Source organism: uncultured Mailhella sp. (assembly GCF_944324615.1).
Lineage (GTDB): Bacteria > Desulfobacterota > Desulfovibrionia > Desulfovibrionales > Desulfovibrionaceae > Mailhella.
This window is the reverse complement of the sequence record NZ_CALUWY010000004.1, coordinates 14,416-31,513: the sequence shown is the minus strand read 5'-3', so window position 1 is coordinate 31,513 and position 17,098 is coordinate 14,416. Positions and strand designations below refer to the sequence as shown.

14 protein-coding genes and 1 pseudogene are annotated in these 17,098 nt (G+C 59.8%); 8 read left to right on the top strand and 7 right to left on the bottom strand.

Annotation, left to right across the window (positions count from 1 at the left end; genetic code table 11):
• Genes Q0K07_RS01830 through Q0K07_RS01820 form a run of 3 tightly spaced genes read left to right on the top strand, consistent with a single transcriptional unit; the run spans window position 1 to window position 2,938 of the window.
• Window positions 1-606 (top strand): flavodoxin family protein, encoded by a 606-nt coding sequence (locus Q0K07_RS01830; protein ID WP_294555623.1) that lies wholly within the window; start codon window positions 1-3, stop codon window positions 604-606.
• Between the two features lie 16 nt (window positions 607-622).
• Entirely contained in the window at window positions 623-2,047 is a 1,425-nt protein-coding gene (locus tag Q0K07_RS01825) for an SLC13 family permease (protein WP_294555620.1), read from the top strand.
• Between the two features lie 33 nt (window positions 2,048-2,080).
• Window positions 2,081-2,938, top strand: coding sequence for an amidohydrolase family protein (locus tag Q0K07_RS01820; protein ID WP_294555617.1), 858 nt, complete (start codon window positions 2,081-2,083; stop codon window positions 2,936-2,938).
• 229 nt (window positions 2,939-3,167) lie between these two features.
• Here Q0K07_RS01820 and rfaD read toward each other — a convergent pair whose 3' ends face one another.
• From rfaD to Q0K07_RS01800, 4 genes are all read right to left on the bottom strand, one after another.
• Window positions 3,168-4,148, bottom strand: a complete 981-nt coding sequence (gene rfaD, locus Q0K07_RS01815; RefSeq protein WP_294555615.1) for an ADP-glyceromanno-heptose 6-epimerase — start codon at window positions 4,146-4,148, stop codon at window positions 3,168-3,170.
• Window positions 4,145-4,843 (bottom strand): YkgJ family cysteine cluster protein, encoded by a 699-nt coding sequence (locus tag Q0K07_RS01810; protein ID WP_294555613.1) that lies wholly within the window; start codon window positions 4,841-4,843, stop codon window positions 4,145-4,147. The genes rfaD and Q0K07_RS01810 overlap by 4 nt, the downstream gene beginning before the upstream one ends.
• A gap of 104 nt (window positions 4,844-4,947) precedes the next feature.
• Window positions 4,948-5,202 (bottom strand): hypothetical protein, encoded by a 255-nt coding sequence (locus Q0K07_RS01805; RefSeq protein WP_294555611.1) that lies wholly within the window; start codon window positions 5,200-5,202, stop codon window positions 4,948-4,950.
• Window positions 5,159-6,979 (bottom strand): 3-phosphoshikimate 1-carboxyvinyltransferase, encoded by a 1,821-nt coding sequence (locus tag Q0K07_RS01800; protein WP_294555609.1) that lies wholly within the window; start codon window positions 6,977-6,979, stop codon window positions 5,159-5,161. The genes Q0K07_RS01805 and Q0K07_RS01800 overlap by 44 nt, the downstream gene beginning before the upstream one ends.
• A gap of 385 nt (window positions 6,980-7,364) precedes the next feature.
• On the opposite strand from Q0K07_RS01800, the gene Q0K07_RS01795 reads away from it, so the two are divergent.
• Window positions 7,365-8,012 carry a methyltransferase domain-containing protein gene (locus Q0K07_RS01795; RefSeq protein WP_294555606.1) on the top strand — a complete coding sequence of 216 codons (648 nt, stop codon included), beginning with the start codon at window positions 7,365-7,367 and terminating at the stop codon, window positions 8,010-8,012.
• A gap of 50 nt (window positions 8,013-8,062) precedes the next feature.
• Here Q0K07_RS01795 and Q0K07_RS01790 read toward each other — a convergent pair whose 3' ends face one another.
• On the bottom strand, window positions 8,063-8,569 hold the full coding sequence (locus Q0K07_RS01790) for an AAA family ATPase (protein WP_294555603.1): 507 nt from the start codon (window positions 8,567-8,569) through the stop codon (window positions 8,063-8,065).
• Window positions 8,570-8,869: 300 nt separating this feature from the next.
• On the opposite strand from Q0K07_RS01790, the pseudogene Q0K07_RS01785 reads away from it, so the two are divergent.
• Window positions 8,870-9,397 (top strand): annotated as a pseudogene (locus Q0K07_RS01785) (peroxiredoxin); the annotation flags it as partial.
• Between the two features lie 119 nt (window positions 9,398-9,516).
• Here the strand turns inward: Q0K07_RS01785 and queA are convergent.
• Window positions 9,517-10,620: a tRNA preQ1(34) S-adenosylmethionine ribosyltransferase-isomerase QueA gene (queA, locus tag Q0K07_RS01780; protein ID WP_294555747.1), complete on the bottom strand. Its 1,104-nt coding sequence runs from the start codon at window positions 10,618-10,620 to the stop codon at window positions 9,517-9,519.
• 102 nt (window positions 10,621-10,722) lie between these two features.
• Window positions 10,723-12,234: a M23 family metallopeptidase gene (locus tag Q0K07_RS01775; RefSeq protein WP_294555601.1), complete on the bottom strand. Its 1,512-nt coding sequence runs from the start codon at window positions 12,232-12,234 to the stop codon at window positions 10,723-10,725.
• Between the two features lie 384 nt (window positions 12,235-12,618).
• Between Q0K07_RS01775 and Q0K07_RS01770 the strand changes: the two genes are divergently transcribed.
• The 3 genes from Q0K07_RS01770 (at window position 12,619) to gyrB (ending at window position 17,009) form a co-directional block, all read left to right on the top strand.
• Entirely contained in the window at window positions 12,619-13,113 is a 495-nt protein-coding gene (locus Q0K07_RS01770) for a hypothetical protein (RefSeq protein WP_294555598.1), read from the top strand.
• A gap of 77 nt (window positions 13,114-13,190) precedes the next feature.
• On the top strand, window positions 13,191-14,357 hold the full coding sequence (gene dnaN / locus Q0K07_RS01765; RefSeq protein ID WP_294555595.1) for a DNA polymerase III subunit beta: 1,167 nt from the start codon (window positions 13,191-13,193) through the stop codon (window positions 14,355-14,357).
• 243 nt (window positions 14,358-14,600) lie between these two features.
• Window positions 14,601-17,009, top strand: coding sequence for a DNA topoisomerase (ATP-hydrolyzing) subunit B (gene gyrB / locus Q0K07_RS01760; protein ID WP_294555591.1), 2,409 nt, complete (start codon window positions 14,601-14,603; stop codon window positions 17,007-17,009).
• Window positions 17,010-17,098: the final 89 nt, after the last annotated feature.

Below are 17,098 nucleotides of genomic sequence, written 5' to 3'. Positions count from 1 at the left end.
ATGTACGTAGCAGCATTCAACGGAAGTCCGCGGAAAAACGGCAATACTTTCATGCTCCTGCGCCGCTGTCTCGATATTCTGGAAGAAGAAGGCATCGAAACGAAACTTTTTCAGGTAGGCGGAAGCGGCATACGTCCCTGCCGAGCCTGTCAGGCCTGCCGCAGAAACAATCTGGAACGGTGCGTCTTCACCGACGACCCGCTCAACGAATGGCTTGAGGAAATGAAGAAGGCCGACGGCATACTTCTCGGTTCCCCGACCTATTTCTGGTCCGTCACGCCGGAAATGAAGGCCCTCATCGACCGTGCGGGCTTCATTGCCCGCGGCTCGCTCCGCAGCGGAAAGACGCGCTGCCTGTTCAGCAACAAGGTGGGGGCCGCGCTTTCCGCCTACTACCGTTCCGGCTCCATCCATGCCATTCAGGCCATGCAGGCCTTCTTTCTCACCACGCAGATGATCGTGCCCGGCAACGTGTACTGGCCCCAGGCTCAGGATGCCTCCAACGGCGCGCTGCCTCACGGCTCCGATCAGGACGGCGACGGCCTGCATTATGTGGATGAACTCGGCAGATCCATGGCCTGGCTTCTGAAAAAACTTCATGCCTAGACAGGAGAAGGCTGCGATGACAAAGAATCTTTCCTACTGCCTTCACAGCGCCGTAGTTCTGGCCTTCATGTTTCTGTTCCAGTTCCTGCCTCCCGTCGAGCCTCTGACCCATGTCAGCATGCAGGTCATCGGCGTATTCGTCGGCGTCATCTACGGGTGGGTGAACGTCGGTCTGGCCTGGCCTTCGCTGGTGGGCGTGGTCGCTCTGGGATGCACGGACTACATGCCCATGAATACCGTGCTCCAGACGGCCTTCGGCACGCAGACGCTGGTCATGATTCTCTCGCTGCTTCTGCTGGCGGCCTTTGTGCAGCAGGCCGACCTCACGGGTGTCATCCTCGACTGGCTGCTGGGCATGGAAAGTGCGCGCGGCAAACCCTTCCTCATCCTGTTCTATTTCCTGATCGCAGGATTTCTCGCCGCCCTCCTCTCGCAGAGCATCGCCGTTTTCGTCATCTTCCTTGAGCTTTTCAGGGATCTCATGAAGAAAACAGGCATAAAACCCTACTCCTCTGCCGTTCCCGCATTCTTCGTCGGCATGGGCTTCGCCCTGAGCTTCGGCGACTCCGCCCTTCCCTTCAAGGGCAGCGGCATCGTGGCCATGGGCGCCTATCAGGCCATCACCGGCACGGAAATGAACCTGGTGCACTTCGTCCTGTTCTGCATGCCGCTCAGCGTGCTCTGCATCGGAGCCTATGTGCTCTTCTGCAAATACTGCATGAAGGTCGACCTCTCTCCTCTCAGAAACTACGTCCACGTCAAGGAAAACGTCACGCTTTCCCTGCGGAAGAAAGTCGCCCTCACAGGCGTGGTGGGCACACTGCTCTTTCTTCTGCTGCCGGGAGTGGTGCCTCAGTCCTGGGGCGTGTACAGAATCTTCGCCATGCTGGGCCTCGGCGGACTCTCCCTGCTTCTGCTCGGCATCCTCTTCATGCTGCGCGTGGAAGGGGAACCGCTCATCGACGTCGGCAAGATAGCTCCCTATTTCCCGTGGAACGTGTTCTTCATCCTTGTGGTGCTGTTCCCGCTCGCCAACGCCATTTCTTCCGATACCGTCGGGCTGAACGCCGTCATTTCCTCCGCCGTATCCGCCCTGCTGAACAATATGCCCACGGCCCTCATCATGGCCACGGTCATATTCCTTGCCGCCTACATCACCAATTTCGCCAACAACATGGTGATCTGCGCGCTCTTTGTCACCATCGTCTGCTTCATACGCGACAGCCTGCCCATCCATCCCGAAATCCTTTCCTACCTCGTGGTGCTGAGCAGCAGCCTTTCCATGTTCTTCCCCGCCGCCAACCCCATCAACGCCATCATCTTCGGTCAGAGAGACTGCGTCTCCTTCCGGCAGGAATTTCTGCACGGCTTCATCTGCTGCTCATTTCTGTGCATCGTCCTTCTGGTTTCCGGCTACCTCTGGAGCAAGGTCATCTTCTGATCCGACATTTCCCTTCAATAAAGGACAACAACCATGTATATCTTCGATTTTCGCCTGAGGCCGCCCTACAGAAGCTTTACCCGTCTGGGAATCTATGCTCCCGTCTGCAATGAAACCGCGCCTCAGAAGCATCACGGCATCCCCAGCAGGGCCGCCCGGGAAAAATCCATGGACCTGTTCTGGCAGGAGGCGGAAGCCGCCGGCATCCGGAAGGGCGTGGCCATCGGCCGACAGGTTCCCGACGATATGGCCTCCGTCTCCAACGACGACGTTCACGCCCTCGCCACGGAGTACCCCGACAGAATCATTCCCTTCGGAAGTCTGGACGTGTCCCGGGGCATATCGGCGACCATGGATGAGCTGGAACGCTGCATCGAACTGGGCTTCCGGGGTTTCGCCATGGAACCGGCCTACTGCATGCCGCCCCGGTATGCCGACGCCAATGCTCTCTATCCTGTCTACGCCCGCTGCGAAAAGGCAAAACTGCCCGTGGTGCTCACCATGAGCTTCTTTCAGGGCAATCTGGACTACTCCGATCCCACGGCCGTGCAGCATGTGGCCAACGACTTCCCCGGACTGCAGATAGTGCTTGCGCACGGCTGCTATCCCTGGATTCCCCACGTCTTCAACATCTGCCTGGTGTGCCCCAACGTGTGGCTGCTGCCTGATCTGTACATGCTGAACCCCGACGCGCCCGGCAACGCCATGTACGGCGAAGCCATGCGCTGGCTGGACGGGGAAAGAATCCTGTTCGGTTCCGCATACCCCTGCTACAACATGGAACAGGCTGTCCGCGACGTGGAACGCTTCGGCTTTTCCGAAGAGCACAAGGAAAAATTCTTCCACGGCAATGCGGAAAAGCTGCTGGGGACGGACCTTGTACGCGGCTAGGCGGCAACGTCACCCCGCAGCGCTCTGATTCTGCCTCATCTGCGCTCCGGAAGACGCCCGCCGCTCCATGTCCCCGTGCGGCGGGTCTGCCCACTGCCGTACGGAACGCCACGAAGGTTCCCTGCCACCCTTTCCGCGTTCTGAAAGACGGCACGCCGCCAGGGCCGTAAAAAAGCGGGCCTCCTCCCGATTCCGGGAAGAGGCCCGCCTCTGTATTCCGCACAGAAAACTACAGGGTGCAGAGATAGGGATCATCCTGCATGAGATAGTTGCGGACGTAGTCGTCCACACCTTCTTCCAGAGAATGGAACTTCACGGGGCAGCCCTCGCGTTCAAGCCAGGACATGTCGGCCTCGGTGAAATACTGGTACTTGCCCTTGAGGTGTTCGGGCATGTCGAAGTATTCGATATTCTCTTCCCTGTCCATGGAGGAGAACACGGCGCGCGCAAGGTCGTTCCAGCTGCGGGCATGGCCCGTGCCCACGTTGAAGATGCCGTTGCAGGAAGGCGTTTCCATGAACCAGCGCATGAGGGCCGCGCAGTCCTTGGAGTACACGAAGTCGCGCACGGATTCGCCGTCGCCGTACTGGGGATTGTCGGACTTGAAGAGGCGGATCTTCCCGGTTTCCTTCACCTGCGGCACGGCACGGCAGACCATGCTCATCATGCTGCCCTTGTGGTATTCATCCGGCCCGTACACGTTGAAGAACTTGAGGTTCACCACTTCGCCGAGAAGCTTGTGACGCAGGCACCACAAATCGAACAGCTTCTTGGAGTAGCCGTACATGTTCAGCGGGCGGAGCTTCGGCATGATGTCCAGAGCATCGGAAAAGCCGAGTTCCCCGTCGCCGTAGGTGGCGGCGCTGCTTGCGGTGATGAAGCGCGCACCGGCCTCCAGGGAGGCAAGGCACAGTTCCACCGTGTAGTGGAAGTTGTTCTCCATGAGAAAATCGGCGTTGCGTTCCGTGGTGGAGGAGCAGGCCCCCATGTGGATCACGCAGTCCACGCCTTCCAGCTTCTTGCCGGAACGAAGTTCCTCAAGGAATTTGTCGCGGTGCATGTAGTTGCTGTAGCGCAGGTGGGAGAGGTTCTTCCACTTTTCCGTGGAGGCGAGATTGTCCACCACAAGGATGTCGTCCTCGCCCTGCCTGTTCAGTTCCCATATCATGTTCGCGCCGATGAGGCCGGCGCCGCCGGTAACGATGATCATGCTTGCCTCTTCAGTGTGGCTTTTGTGGTCTGCACAAGGGTAATGCCGCCGTCGGCGTTGTGCCTGGCGTCGATGCCGAACATGATGACCGTGTGCATGAGCGGACGGCCGAACAGAAAGTCCAGCATTTCCCTGCGCACGTTGCCCTTTTCCATCATAAGTTCCCGGAAGGCCCTGTCGTATTCCACCACCTGCACAAGAGCGCGGCGCGCCTCTTCCTCCGTTTCCAGGCGGGAGGCGATATCCGTGAGGTCGGCATAGTTGCAGCGTTCCTCATGCGCCTTCACGGAATCGGCCAGCCACTGAGGGGCATGAAGCAGCTCAAGAATGGCCGCGCGGTCCAGCCTGTCTTCTCCCTGCATGGAAAGAAGCGCCGCCGGATCTTCGCAGAAAAGCGCCCGGCATTCGGCAGGGTGCCTGCCGTGGATGAAACAGCGGTTGTCCTCCATGAGAAAACGGCAGGTCCAGTCGTCGGGACGGGAACCGAAGGGCGCGGCGATCTTCACGATTTCTTCAGGAAGGGGAACCACATGGTCGTTGGAGGTGTCGCGCACGAGCTCGCCTGCGCGGAACGTGCACAGATCCTGGAGCTGAAGCACGCCCTCCTCCAGAAGGGGGGCGTCTTCCTTGTGCAGTGCGGGGCCGCCCTTGCGGCAGCAGGTTCCGCACTGGCGGCAGTTTGTTTGTTCGCTCATGATATCCTCACTGGAGCGTTTATGCCGAAGCCCGCATGAACGCGGGAAGGCGGAACCTTCCCGCGTTGCAACGGGCTCTCAGATGAAACGGATGGGCGGAGGAACTACTTTATCCCCTTCCACATCTTCAGGCGGTTGATGCGCACACGGCGGTACTGCATGTGGGTTTCCAGCATGTTCTTGCGCTGATGCAGCTCATGAATCTCCTGCGGAAACACAATGCCCTTTTCCACGTCTTCGGCGTCCATGAGCCGCCGTATCGCCTCAAAGCAGCGCTTCTGTTCCGACGAGATGAGGTCCATCTGGGCCTCAAGCTCAGAAATCGTCTCCGGCAGAGGCTTCAGGAGGAAGCTCTCCATAGACTCCCTGGGCGATGACTCTCCTTCTTGCGGGCTTGGCATCTTCTACCTCCTGATCGGATTTGCGCTTGAGTTCGGGGCGGGGAAGGGTGTTGTACAGGTTCCAGAACAGGGGGAAGAGGCTCGTCATCACACCGGGGTTGGAAAGGTGCAGGTTGGGCTTCAGAAAAGCGCCGAGGGCATAGGCCATGGCCCAGTGCGCGGAAGGAGCCACCCAGGAGCCGGGAACGGTGTCTTCCACGGCCGCAAGGACGCCGTCCTTTTCCACCACGCCGCAGCGGGCAAGGAAGGCCGTGACAAGATGCCTGTCTTCTTCCGAAAGCGCGGGCAGGGAAACACTCGCACCCTCATGCACCGCAGCGGCCATGATCACCGTGCACAGAGGCAGAAGAGAGGGGCAGAGGGCAAGCACGTCGGCCATGACTTCGGGAGCGGGAGCGGAGGTTTCGCGCTCCTTGCCGGTGCACGTCACCTTCTGCGCGCCGTACTTCACGTTGAGTCCGGCGCCGCGCAGAATCTTTTCCACCAGAGAGCAGGCGGTACCGCCGCCCCACACGCCTTCCAGCTCCGCCGTGCCGCCGTTGAAGCCGGGCAGCATGAGAATGGTGGCCGCCACGGCGGCGTCCATGGGCACCACGGGCTGCGCGGGCACGGAAACTGCGCCGCGTTCCACGGTGAGTTCACGCCCGTTGCGGGTGAACTTCACGCCGCAGCCGGAAAGCACATCCAGCACGAGGGGCAGAAGACGGGGTTCCTTCTCGGGCAGCACCAGTCTGCAGTCCCCTTCCCAGAAGGGAGCGGCAAGCACCAGCGCGGCCACGAAATCTTCGGGCAGATCGTCCGCAATGCGGACTTCGCGGGGCATGAGGCCGGAGCATTCCATGCGCACGGGCAGGCCGTCCTGCGAAGGAATGACGTTGGTCAGGCGCACGCCGAGCTGCGGCAGGAAATGACGCAGGGGCGCAATGTCGATGAAGCGCAGGGAGCTGTCGCCCGTAAGCTTGAGCCTTGCGGGCATGCCCACGCAGAGCGCGATGACGAGCCAGAGGTTGAAGGCGTCGTCGCCCACATGGATGACCTTGTCCAGGTTGCGGACAAGTCCCTTGCCCGCACGGCTCTGCACCTCGCCGTTTTCCTCCCAGCGCAGCAGACCGCCCAGCTGATTGAGCACCTTGACGGAGCTCACCACGGCGTCGGTGAGGGGCACGCGGGAAAGGGTGGTTTCCTGACCGGAGGCGGCGGCCACGGCCAGCCAGCAGCGGGCGGCCACGGTATCGGAAGGAGCAGGGATGTGGATGTCCACGGCTTCGCCGTTGGGAGAAAGATTGTAGTAGCCCTGCTCTTCCTCCATGCGCGTCATGGGTTCGATGGCCTGCAGAAGCACGAACAGATCGCGGGAAAGACGGTTGTCGCGGGCAAGACGCGCGGCCTTGCTTTCCCATGCGGTACGCAGAGTCTTTTCCGTTTCGGGAGCGAGGCGGCCGCCGCTGCGCAGGCGGGCAAGCATCTGGGCGCGGCGCACCACAAGATGCAGAATGTCGTTGTCCAGATCCATGAGCGCGCCGAGATCGCGCCCGCGCGAAGCCGCGCGGTCCGTGCGCGGACGATCGTTCCGAAATTCCCTGCGGCCTTCCCGCTTCTCGTCGTCTCCGCGCTCAAAACGGCGCGGACGTCCGCCGTCCGCATATTCTCTGCGGCGGTTCTCGCCGCGTTCACCCTCGTTTTTTCTGAAGGGACGCCTGGCGAAATCCTTTCTGTCCTCACCCCTATTATCCATGTCAAACCTGCTTTGCTCTGTGCGTGGCGCGTCGGCAGCGCACACGGCGTTTCAAAAGGGGCAACAAAGAAAACCGACGCCCCGGACGGACACCATGAACACGGCCTCCCCTTCGGGAAAAGCCAAGGTGAAGGGGCATGATACCCTTATTGCAGACGACCGGCAAGCCCTTTGCCGCCCCCCTTCCCGGCTCTTCCCCGCAGACGAAGAGCAGCATATACTGCCGAAGCGGCGAAGATGCGGGCCGCAGGGCAGCCCCGCCGCATTGCTCCGGACGCCTTTCCAAGGCAAAGGCATGGAGCCTTTCTTCCCGGTAATGCCGGAGAGAAAACTCCGTCCGGAAAAGACGCCCCCTTCACCCTCACCCCTCTCTCAAGGAACATACATGGAACGCTTCACCCCCTTCGACCGCCTCTTCCAGTCCTGCGGACGTATCTGGCACATACGCCGCGCCGATATGGACAAGCTCTGGGCCGCCATGGACGAAAAGGAAGGACAGGAGGCCCCCTACTGGAACGAAATATGGCCCTCTTCCCTGGCTCTGGCCGGATGGCTGGCGGAAATGCAGGACGACATCAAAGGCAGATCGTGCCTCGACATGGGCTGCGGTCTGGGCTTCACCGCCCTTCTCGGCCAGTGGCTCGGAGCCGAGGTCACGGCCATGGATTATGAAAAGGAGGCCCTGGAATACGCAAAAATCAATGCCGTGCTCAACGGCATCGAAGGCGTGAACTTCACGGTCATGGACTGGCGCAACCCCACGTTCCCGCCCGAAAGCTTCTCCCGCATCTGGGCCGGAGACATCATGTATGAAAAAGACTTCGCCGGACCCATCGCGGCCTTTCTCGCCTCCATGCTGCCCAGGGGCGGCCGCGCCTGGATATCGGAACCCGGCAGGGACGTGTTCCATCACCTGCTCGACATTCTGCCCGACCACGGCCTGCGCCACAAACGCCTGTGCACGCTTCCCGTCTCCCCGCTCACGGAGCAGGATGTACCTGTGCCCGTCTCCATCTGGGAAATTGCCAGATAGTCCGGTATCTGCCCGGCTTATGTATGACCAGTCTAACTTTATAAGACTGGTCACACTTTTATGAACATCCGTGCGATGCGCCGGGCGGCCTCCTCTGCCGTGACGGCGCTCGTATCCACCACGACGCCTCCCATGTCCGCATACAGGGGCAGGCGCTCCAGACTCCGGGAAAGCACTCCCGGGCTTCGTTTCTTCCGGGCGATGTCGGACTGAAGGCGGGCCTCAAGGGCCTGCCTCGAACAGGTCAGCGTGACAAGGGTGAAGCGCACCCCGGCAAGGTCGAGCCTGCCCAGCACCTCATCCACAATATCGCGGGAGTGCATCACCCAGCAGAAAAGCACAAAACGGTACACGGAACAGTGCAGGAAACTGTTCAGAACATGGGCGGCATTGTCCAGCACCATGGCGCGCGTTTCCTCATTCACCACAAAAGGCGACATGTTCCAGCACCAGTCGCCGTCGAGAAACACGGCCGGAGCAAGCAGGGAAAGAAGCTCCGCACATACGGTGCTTTTCCCCACCCCCATGGTACCGTTGACGAAAACAAGTTCCTTCATCGTTCCCCCTTCCGCGGCGCTGCAGCGCCGGCATACACGGCTCCTTCCACATGCCGGGCCGCCTTCCTGACCGTGACATGCGTTTCCTGACCGACCCATGATGACAGCATAACCATGCCTGTTGACAAGAAAAAGTTTTTAAATAAAAAATGAAAATCATTTTCAATAAAAGGAGCATGTATGGAAACAACCTGCACCATGCTCCTGCTGGGGCATCCCTTCCCGAACATCAAGGCCCAAAGCACCTCCGGTCCCATCAGCCTGCCGGAGGACAGCCGGGGAAAATGACTTGTCTTCTTCAGTCATCCTGCGGATTTCACCCCCGTATGCACCACGGAATTCGTGGCCTTTCAGAACAGACTTCAGAAATTTGCCGCGCTGAACGCCATGCTGGTGGGGCTTTCCGTCGATCAGGTCTTCTCCCACATCAAGTGGCTGGACTGGATACAGGAAAAGCTCGGCGTGAACATCGAATTTCCCGTCATTGCCGACGACCGGGGCGAAATAGCCATGAAGCTCGGCATGATCCATCCCGGCAAGGGCAACAACACGGTGCGCGCGGTCTTTCTGGTGGACCTGCAGGGCATGGTGCGGCTCATGCTCTATTATCCGCAGGAAGTGGGCAGGAACATGGATGAAATACTCCGCGCCCTGGAAGCCTTGCAGATTTCCGACAGCCGCGGCTGCGCCATGCCCGCAGGCTGGCCGCACAACGAGCTCATCGACGACCGCGTCATCGTGCCTCCGGCCGGAGACCGGAAAAGTGCCGGAACAAGGCTGAAGGAATACGAAGGCTTCGACTGGTGGTTCTGTCACAAGGAACTCTGATCTGCGGACATCCCCGAAAGACGGCCTGTCCGGGACATTTCCGGCAAAAGCCGCACATGAAAAGAGAGGGCCATGCGCGGAAAAAGCGCATGGCCCTCATACATGTCCGTCAGAACGCCCTAGCGTATGAACATGGCGTCGCCGTAGGAGAAGAAGCGGTACTTTTCCTGCACGGCCTCGGCATAGGCGGAAAGGATGCGTTCCCTGCCGCACAGGGCCGCCACCAGCATGATGAGGGACGACTGCGGCAGATGGAAGTTGGTGATGAGCTTGTCCACCACATGGAATTTGTAGCCGGGGTAAATGAAGATATTGGTCCAGCCGTGCCAGCCCTCCGCGGGAATGACGCCGCCGTTCTGGGAAGCGCAGCCTTCCAGCGTGCGGCAGGAGGTGGTGCCCACGGCAATGACGGGGCGGCCCTCGGCGCGGGCATCGCGCACCATTTTTGCGCTCTCCGGGGAAATTTCCACATATTCGCTGTGCATGGGGTGCTCGCGGATATCGCTTTCCCGCACGGGGCTGAAGGTGCCGTAGCCCACATGGAGCGTCACCTCGGCCCAGCCTATGCCCTGCCGGGCAAGCCGTTCACGCATGTCCTCGGTGAAATGCAGCCCTGCCGTGGGCGCGGCCACGCTCCCGGACTTCTCCCTGTCGGCATACACGGTCTGGTAACGGGCGATGTCCTCGCCGCTCTGCTCGCGCTTGATGTAGGGCGGCAGAGGCAGGCGGCCGATGCGCTTCATGCACTCCACCAGATCGCCCTTCCAGAACAGCACCACGTCGTGCCTGCCGAAGTCCTTCTTCTCCACGACCTCCGCTTCGATGCAGTCGTCAAAATGCAGGCGGTCGCCCGTTCTGATGTTGCGGGAGGGACGGAGCAGCACTTCCGCCGGGGCCTTTTTCCAGCCGTTCTCCTCCGTGGCGCAGGCCTTGAGAAGGGGCGGCGGCGTCAGCAGCAGAAGTTCCACCTTGCCTCCGGAAGGCCGGTGTCCGAAAAGGCGGGCAGGCACCACGCAGGAATTGTTGGCCACCAGCAGCGCCCCTTCCGGCAGAAAGTCGGGCAGATGGGAAAAGGTGGAATGGATGTTCCTGCCGCTTTCCCTGTCCAGCACCATGAGGCGGGAGGCACCGCGCTCCTTCGGCGGATACTGCGCAATGCGCTCTTCCGGCAGTTCGTAATCGTAGCTCGACAGCTGAAAATCTGATTCGTTCATCATGGTCATCATCTTCCGCCCCTGCGGGCATAAGAGGGAAACATCAAGAGAAGGGCTGGTTTCTCCGGCACAGGGAGGAACCAGCCCTTGCTTTACGATACGCGATGAGCGCTACTTCTCCGCTACGGCGATGTCGCCGTCGAGCAGAGAACGGGCCTGCGCCACGGTCACGTTGAATTTGTCGCGGCTCTTCTTCGTCACCGGAGCGGAACGCGAGCCGGAAAGGGTGTCGGGGTTGACGAATTTACCGTTTTTCCTGACACGGAAATCAAGATGCGGCCCCGTGGCGATGCCGGTGGCGCCCACAAAGGCCACCACCTCGCCCTGATCGACCTTCTGCCCCACCTTCAGGGAGGAGGCGAAGCGGGAAAGGTGGGCATACTGCGTTTCAATGCCGCCGCTGTGCCGGATGATGAGGGTGTTGCCGTACCCGTTCTTCCAGCCGCGGAACGTCACCGTGCCCGCGCCGAGCGCCTTGACGGGCGTGCCCTTGGGAGCGGCGTAATCCACACCCTGATGGGGGCGCACCTTGCCGAACACGGGGTGCCTGCGGTGCATGGTGTACCCGGAGCTCACGCGCGTGAAGTTGAGCGGAGCCTTGAGAAACTGCGTTTCCAGCGAACTGCCGTCGGCGGCGAAATACCGGGCTCTGCCGCTTCCGTCCACAAAGCGGAAGGCCTCGAAGGCCGTTCCGTCGTTGGTAAAGCGCGCGGCGATGATATCGCCGTAGCGGCGGAATTCATCGCCGAGATACTTCTTTTCCACCACCAGCTCGAAGGTGTCGCCTTCCTGCACGTCCTTCACGAAGTTGACCTGATGGGTGAACACCTCGGCCAGACGCACGGCCAGATTGGCGGATTCCCCGGCGTCGGCCATGGCCTCGAACAGCGAGGAACGGATGACGCCGCTCACCTTGACCAGCTTCGTATCAAATTCCAGAACATCCACACGGGCGGTAAAGCCCTCTTCCGCGCGTTCCACCACAAGGCGGCTTGCCTCGTCGATGTCGTACATGAGGCGCATCACCTTCTCATCCTGCGTGTTGCGTTCCACGCTGAAAAGGTGCCCGGGCATGAGTCTTGTCAGAGGATAGACGGCGGATGCGGCCCGGACGGCCTGATCCGTTTCATTGTTGTCCAGCCAGGGGAAGAGAAGCGCCCCCGCATTGTCGCCGCTGCGCACGGCGCTGCGGAAGATCTGCGTGCCGCAGCCCGAATCCTCCACCATGTAGCGCCTGTCCTTTTCCCACGGCACGGCTTCGGAATAGTTCGGAATGCACATGCCCTCGCGCGCGTCGAGGAAGGCCTGAAGGGAATCGTCGTACCGGGGAGCAGGGCTTTCGCCTTCACTTCCGGCAAGGCCGCTCTCGTTCCAGAGATCCTTCATCAGGGAAAGACCGCTGCCCAGAGAGGCAAGCTGCATGGTGCCCTGTTCCGGCACATCCATGCCCAGGGAAAAATCGTGAGGCTGAACGGCCTGGGAGAACAGCGCCGCATCGGCAGGAAACAGTGCGGGAACCTCATCGTCCCGTGTAAGGAAAAAGCCCGCCGCAACGGCGCCCAGGAGCACAAAACAGAGAGCACGCGCCGGCAGCGCGCGGAATATTTGATATTTTTTTATCATAACAACCGCCGTGTCATGAGCGAAAAGCAAAAAAATGTAAGGAAGGGAAGCATCGCCCAGCGGGTATATAACCAAGAAACCACTTGTTTATGCAAGCGTTTTCTGGTAAAAAATTTTATGCCCGGCCCCCTGTCCCACCTTGTACACCCCCTTGCCCTGTGATGTATTTTTCTATGAGATTTCCCCATGTTACGCACAGCTTTCCGGGCAACGCACGCAAGGAATTTTTTTTCTCCGCCCCTGTTTTTCCCTCTCCGTTCTTCCTGCCTGTCTCCGGCCGGAAAAACGGGCCGCTCTGCGGCGGAAGGCCTCCTCTCCATGGATGACGCACATCGTTTTCCCTGTTCTCTCCGGCCTGCATTCCCGCCTTCCCCGGTGCCGCCCATGCTGCCCCGTTCCGCCGGTGAAGGAACAAAAGCATCCGGCCGCCTCCCCCGTTCCCTGCCGGGAACATGCCCGGCAGAGTTACGAACAATGCCCCGTTCCTTTCTTCTTCCGCAGCGAATGTCGGCGGAAAAAGGCGCGGCGCACGGCTTGTTTCTCCGCCCTGCCCCATCGTTGTTCCGTAATGTTCCTAACTTATGTAATCTGTGGGAAACATTGATAAATCAGTGTATGTTCACATCTCTTCCGGGCAAAAGCCTCCGGAAAGCCCCCTCTGTGCAATGCGCAGCCTCCGCCGCGGAACATACCCTGCCGAAAGGCGCTGAAATTACCATGTATCCCGTGAAAAATATTGACCAATTCAAAGTTACGAACAAAAATGCGCACATCGTGTTCACAAAGCCGACAGAAACGAACAAAAAGCGTCCTTTTCCCCTGCGCACAGGCTTTCCGCTGTGCGTCATGTCTTTTCCGTTCCTGTTTTTGTTCCTATAAAAAGGAATAAAAACGGCATGTTATCATAGATAGGAACAAAGTGACCGACTTTTAACCATCTACTACAAGGAAAAACCATGTATTTGACCGTCAAAAAGGAACAGATCATCGAAGGCCTTCAGAAAGCCGCATCCATCATTCCCAGCAAGGCCGGTGCGGCCTATCTGCGTTCCATCTGGCTTCAGGCCGTGCGTTCTCCCGAAGGGGACAGACTCACCATCATGTCCACGGATGTGAACATCGAATTCACCGGCACCTATCCTGCGGAGATTCAGGAAGAAGGCACGGCAGGTGTGAACGGTCGCGCCTTTGTGGAACTTCTGCGCCGTCTGCCCGGAGGAGACATCAGCCTGAAGCTCGATGAGTCCACCCACATTCTTTCCGTGGAGCAGGGACGCCGTTCCTACAAACTGCCCACCGTGGATCCGGTCTGGTTCCAGCCTCTGCCTCCCTTCCCCGAGGAAGGTGCGGTGCTCTGGTCCGGCGACTTCTTCCAGGATGTCATCGACAGGGTGACCTTCTGCATCAGCGACGACGACAGTGCCGAAGGTCTGGCCTGTCTGTACCTCAAGGCCGGAGAAAACGGGAAGGTGGATGTATGCGGTCTGAACGGGCATCAGTTCGCCATGGTGCGCTTCATCAACGACGATCTGGCGCATCTTCTTCCTGAGAACGGCCTGCTCATCCAGAAGAAGTATGTCAACGAACTGCGCAAGTGGCTGGGCAGCGACGAGGTCATGCTGAACATCAGCGAACGGCGTTTCCACATCCGCACCGGTTCGGGCAGTGAAACCCTGAGCGTGCCGAGAAGCGCCAACTTCAGCTATCCCGATCATCTGAGCTTCCTTGCACGACTCGACGGCGACAATACCTCGCAGCTCGACGTGGACCGGCGCGAAACCCTGAACGCGCTGGATCGTCTGCTCATCTTCAACAACGACAGCGACCGCTGCACCTATTTCCGTTTCTCTCCGCAGGAAGTGGAACTTTCCGCCCAGGGGCAGGAAACCGGTTCCGCCACCGAACATCTGGAAGGTTCCTTCTCGGGCGACCTTGAGCTCATCGCCTTCCCCACCCGCAGCCTCATGGACATCCTCGGACATTTCCAGTCCCAGAGCCTGCATTATGTGTTCACCGGCGCGGAAGGGCCCTGCGGCATCACCGGTTCGGAAGATGCGCAGTACACCGTCATTCTCATGCCCATGAAGATCGCCGAATCCTCCTATTATACGGAAGAGGAATAGCCTTCCCTGCGGGAAGAGGGCGGATGCGCTTTTCCCGCTTTTTTTCCGTGTTCACCATGCGCGCAAAGGCCCCGTCACGGGGCCTTGCCTTTTCTGAAGGCTGCAGCAGCCATTTTGCGCGCCGGAAAGGTATAAGCCCACCCCCTGCACAGGGATTTGAAGTTTTCTTCGTTTTCGTATATACTGAGACATTCTCTGACGCCCCGGGTTCTCCGGGGCCAAACAAATCATTCAGGACATCCCATGACCCAGGAAAATCTCCGGTCCGGCAAGACCGCATACGACGCTTCCGCCATTACGGTGCTCGAAGGTCTGGCGGCGGTCCGCAAACGCCCGGCCATGTATATAGGCAGCACGGACAGTCGCGGCCTTCATCACCTTGTCTATGAAGTGGTGGACAACTCCATCGACGAAGCCATGGCGGGCTTCTGCAACAAGATAGAAGTCATCCTGCACATGGACAACAGCGTCACCGTACGCGACAACGGCCGCGGCATCCCTGTGGACATACATCCCAAGCTCCGCATTCCCGCCGTGCAGGTGGTCATGACCAAGCTCCATGCGGGCGGCAAGTTCGACAACAACGCCTACAAGGTTTCCGGCGGTCTGCACGGTGTGGGCGTGTCCTGCGTGAACGCGCTGTCCTCCTGGCTGGAAGTGACGGTACGGCGCGACGGCAAGAGATGGCGTCAGCGCTATGAGCGCGGCGTGCCGGTGACCAAGGTGGAACCTCTGGGCGATGCGGAAGGACACGGCACCACGGTGCATTTTCTGCCCGACGAGGAAATTTTCGAAACCACGGTGTACTCCTTTGAAATCCTCAAGAAGCGTTTCGAGGAACTGGCCTACCTCAACAAGGGCCTGACCATCATCTGCAACGACGAGCGCACCAACGAAACGCACACCTATCACGCCGAAGGCGGCCTAGAGCAGTTCGTGAAGGATCTGAACAGCAACGAGGCCGGGCTTCATCCCATCATCAGCGGGGAGGGCGTCCAGGACAACGTCACCGTGGATTTCGCGCTGCAGTACAATTCCGGCTTCAATGAAAAGACGCTGACCTTTGCCAACAACATCCGCACCCACGAGGGCGGCACGCACCTTGCCGGCTTCAAGACGGCGCTCACCCGCGCCATCAACAACTATGTGAAGAGCCAGCCCGACCTGCAGAAGAAGTTGAAGGGCGACAGCCTTTCCGGCGACGACGTGCGCGAAGGTCTCACCGCCATCATCAGCGTGAAGCTCCCCCAGCCGCAGTTCGAGGGGCAGACCAAGACCAAGCTCGGCAACAGCGAGGTGGTGGGCATCGTCAACGGCGTCGTGTACAACGCGCTGGACGTGTACTTTCAGGAGCATCCCAAGGATATCCGCGTCATCATCGAAAAGGCGGCCGAAGCCTCCCGCGCCCGGGAAGCCGCGCGCCGTGCCAGGGAACTGGTGCGCCGCAAGGGCGCCCTTTCCGACAATTCCCTGCCCGGCAAGCTGGCCGACTGCCAGAGCAAGGACCCGACGGAATGCGAAGTCTTCATCGTGGAAGGCGATTCCGCAGGCGGTTCCGCCAAGCAGGGCCGCAACCCCATGACGCAGGCCATCCTGCCCCTTCGCGGCAAGATTCTGAACGTGGAGCGCGCCAGGTTCGACCGCATGCTCGCCAGCGAAGAAATCAAGAACATGATCACGGCCATGGGTGTGGGCATCGGCGAGAACATGGATTATTCCAAGCTGCGCTACCACAAGATCATCATCATGACCGATGCCGACGTGGACGGCGCGCACATCTGCACGCTCATGCTCACCTTCTTCTTCCGCTATTATCCGAAGCTCATCGAGGAAGGGCACATCTTCATTGCCCAGCCCCCGCTTTACGGCATCAAGAAGGGCAGCAACACCATCAAGTTCCTGAAGGACGACAACGAGCTTGACGAATTCCTGCTCCAGCGTCTTTCCGACGGCGTCTCCGTGGTCACCCGGGATGAAAGGACCTACCGCGGCGGCGAACTCATCGCGCTGCTCAAGAGCATCGACGAGCTGGAAAAATCCATGACCGAAGCGGAAAACTCCGCCATTTCCCGCGAGCTTTTCCTCGCGCTTCTGCGCTTCGACGGGGAACTGACCACGGCCGTTGCGGAATCCGGGCTTCCCGAAAGTTTCTGTTCCTGGATGAAGGAGCAGGGCTATACCGCGACGCTGGAAGTGGAAAAGCAGGAGGACGACGAACGCGCCTTCCTCGTGTTCGAGAACAAGAGCGGCCACCGCACCCGCCTTGCCGTGGAATTCTTCCACTCCCGCATGTACCGTCATGCCCGCCAGGTGTGGAAGTCGCTCGGCCAGTCCTGCGGCTCCTTCCCGGTGAAGCTTTCAAGCTCCGAATCGACCCGCGAGGTGAAGGATTACTTCGAGCTCAGAGAATCCGCCTATGCCGAGGCGCGCAAGGGCTTCAACATCCAGCGCTACAAGGGTCTCGGTGAAATGAACCCGGAACAGCTGGAAATGACCACCATGAATCCCGAGAAGAGAGCGCTTCTGCAGGTGAGCATAGAAGACGCCCAAGCCGCTTCCGACACCATCGAGGAACTCATGGGCGACCGGGCCGATCTGCGCCGCGACTTCATCATCCGCAACGCCCTTTCCATGGAAGATCTCGACATCTGAATGAGGAGAAGCCTCACCTGTTCCTGCACGGCGAAGAGATACGCTCTGCCGTGCAGGGGGCTTCCCCTTCACGGAAAATCAAACTGCAC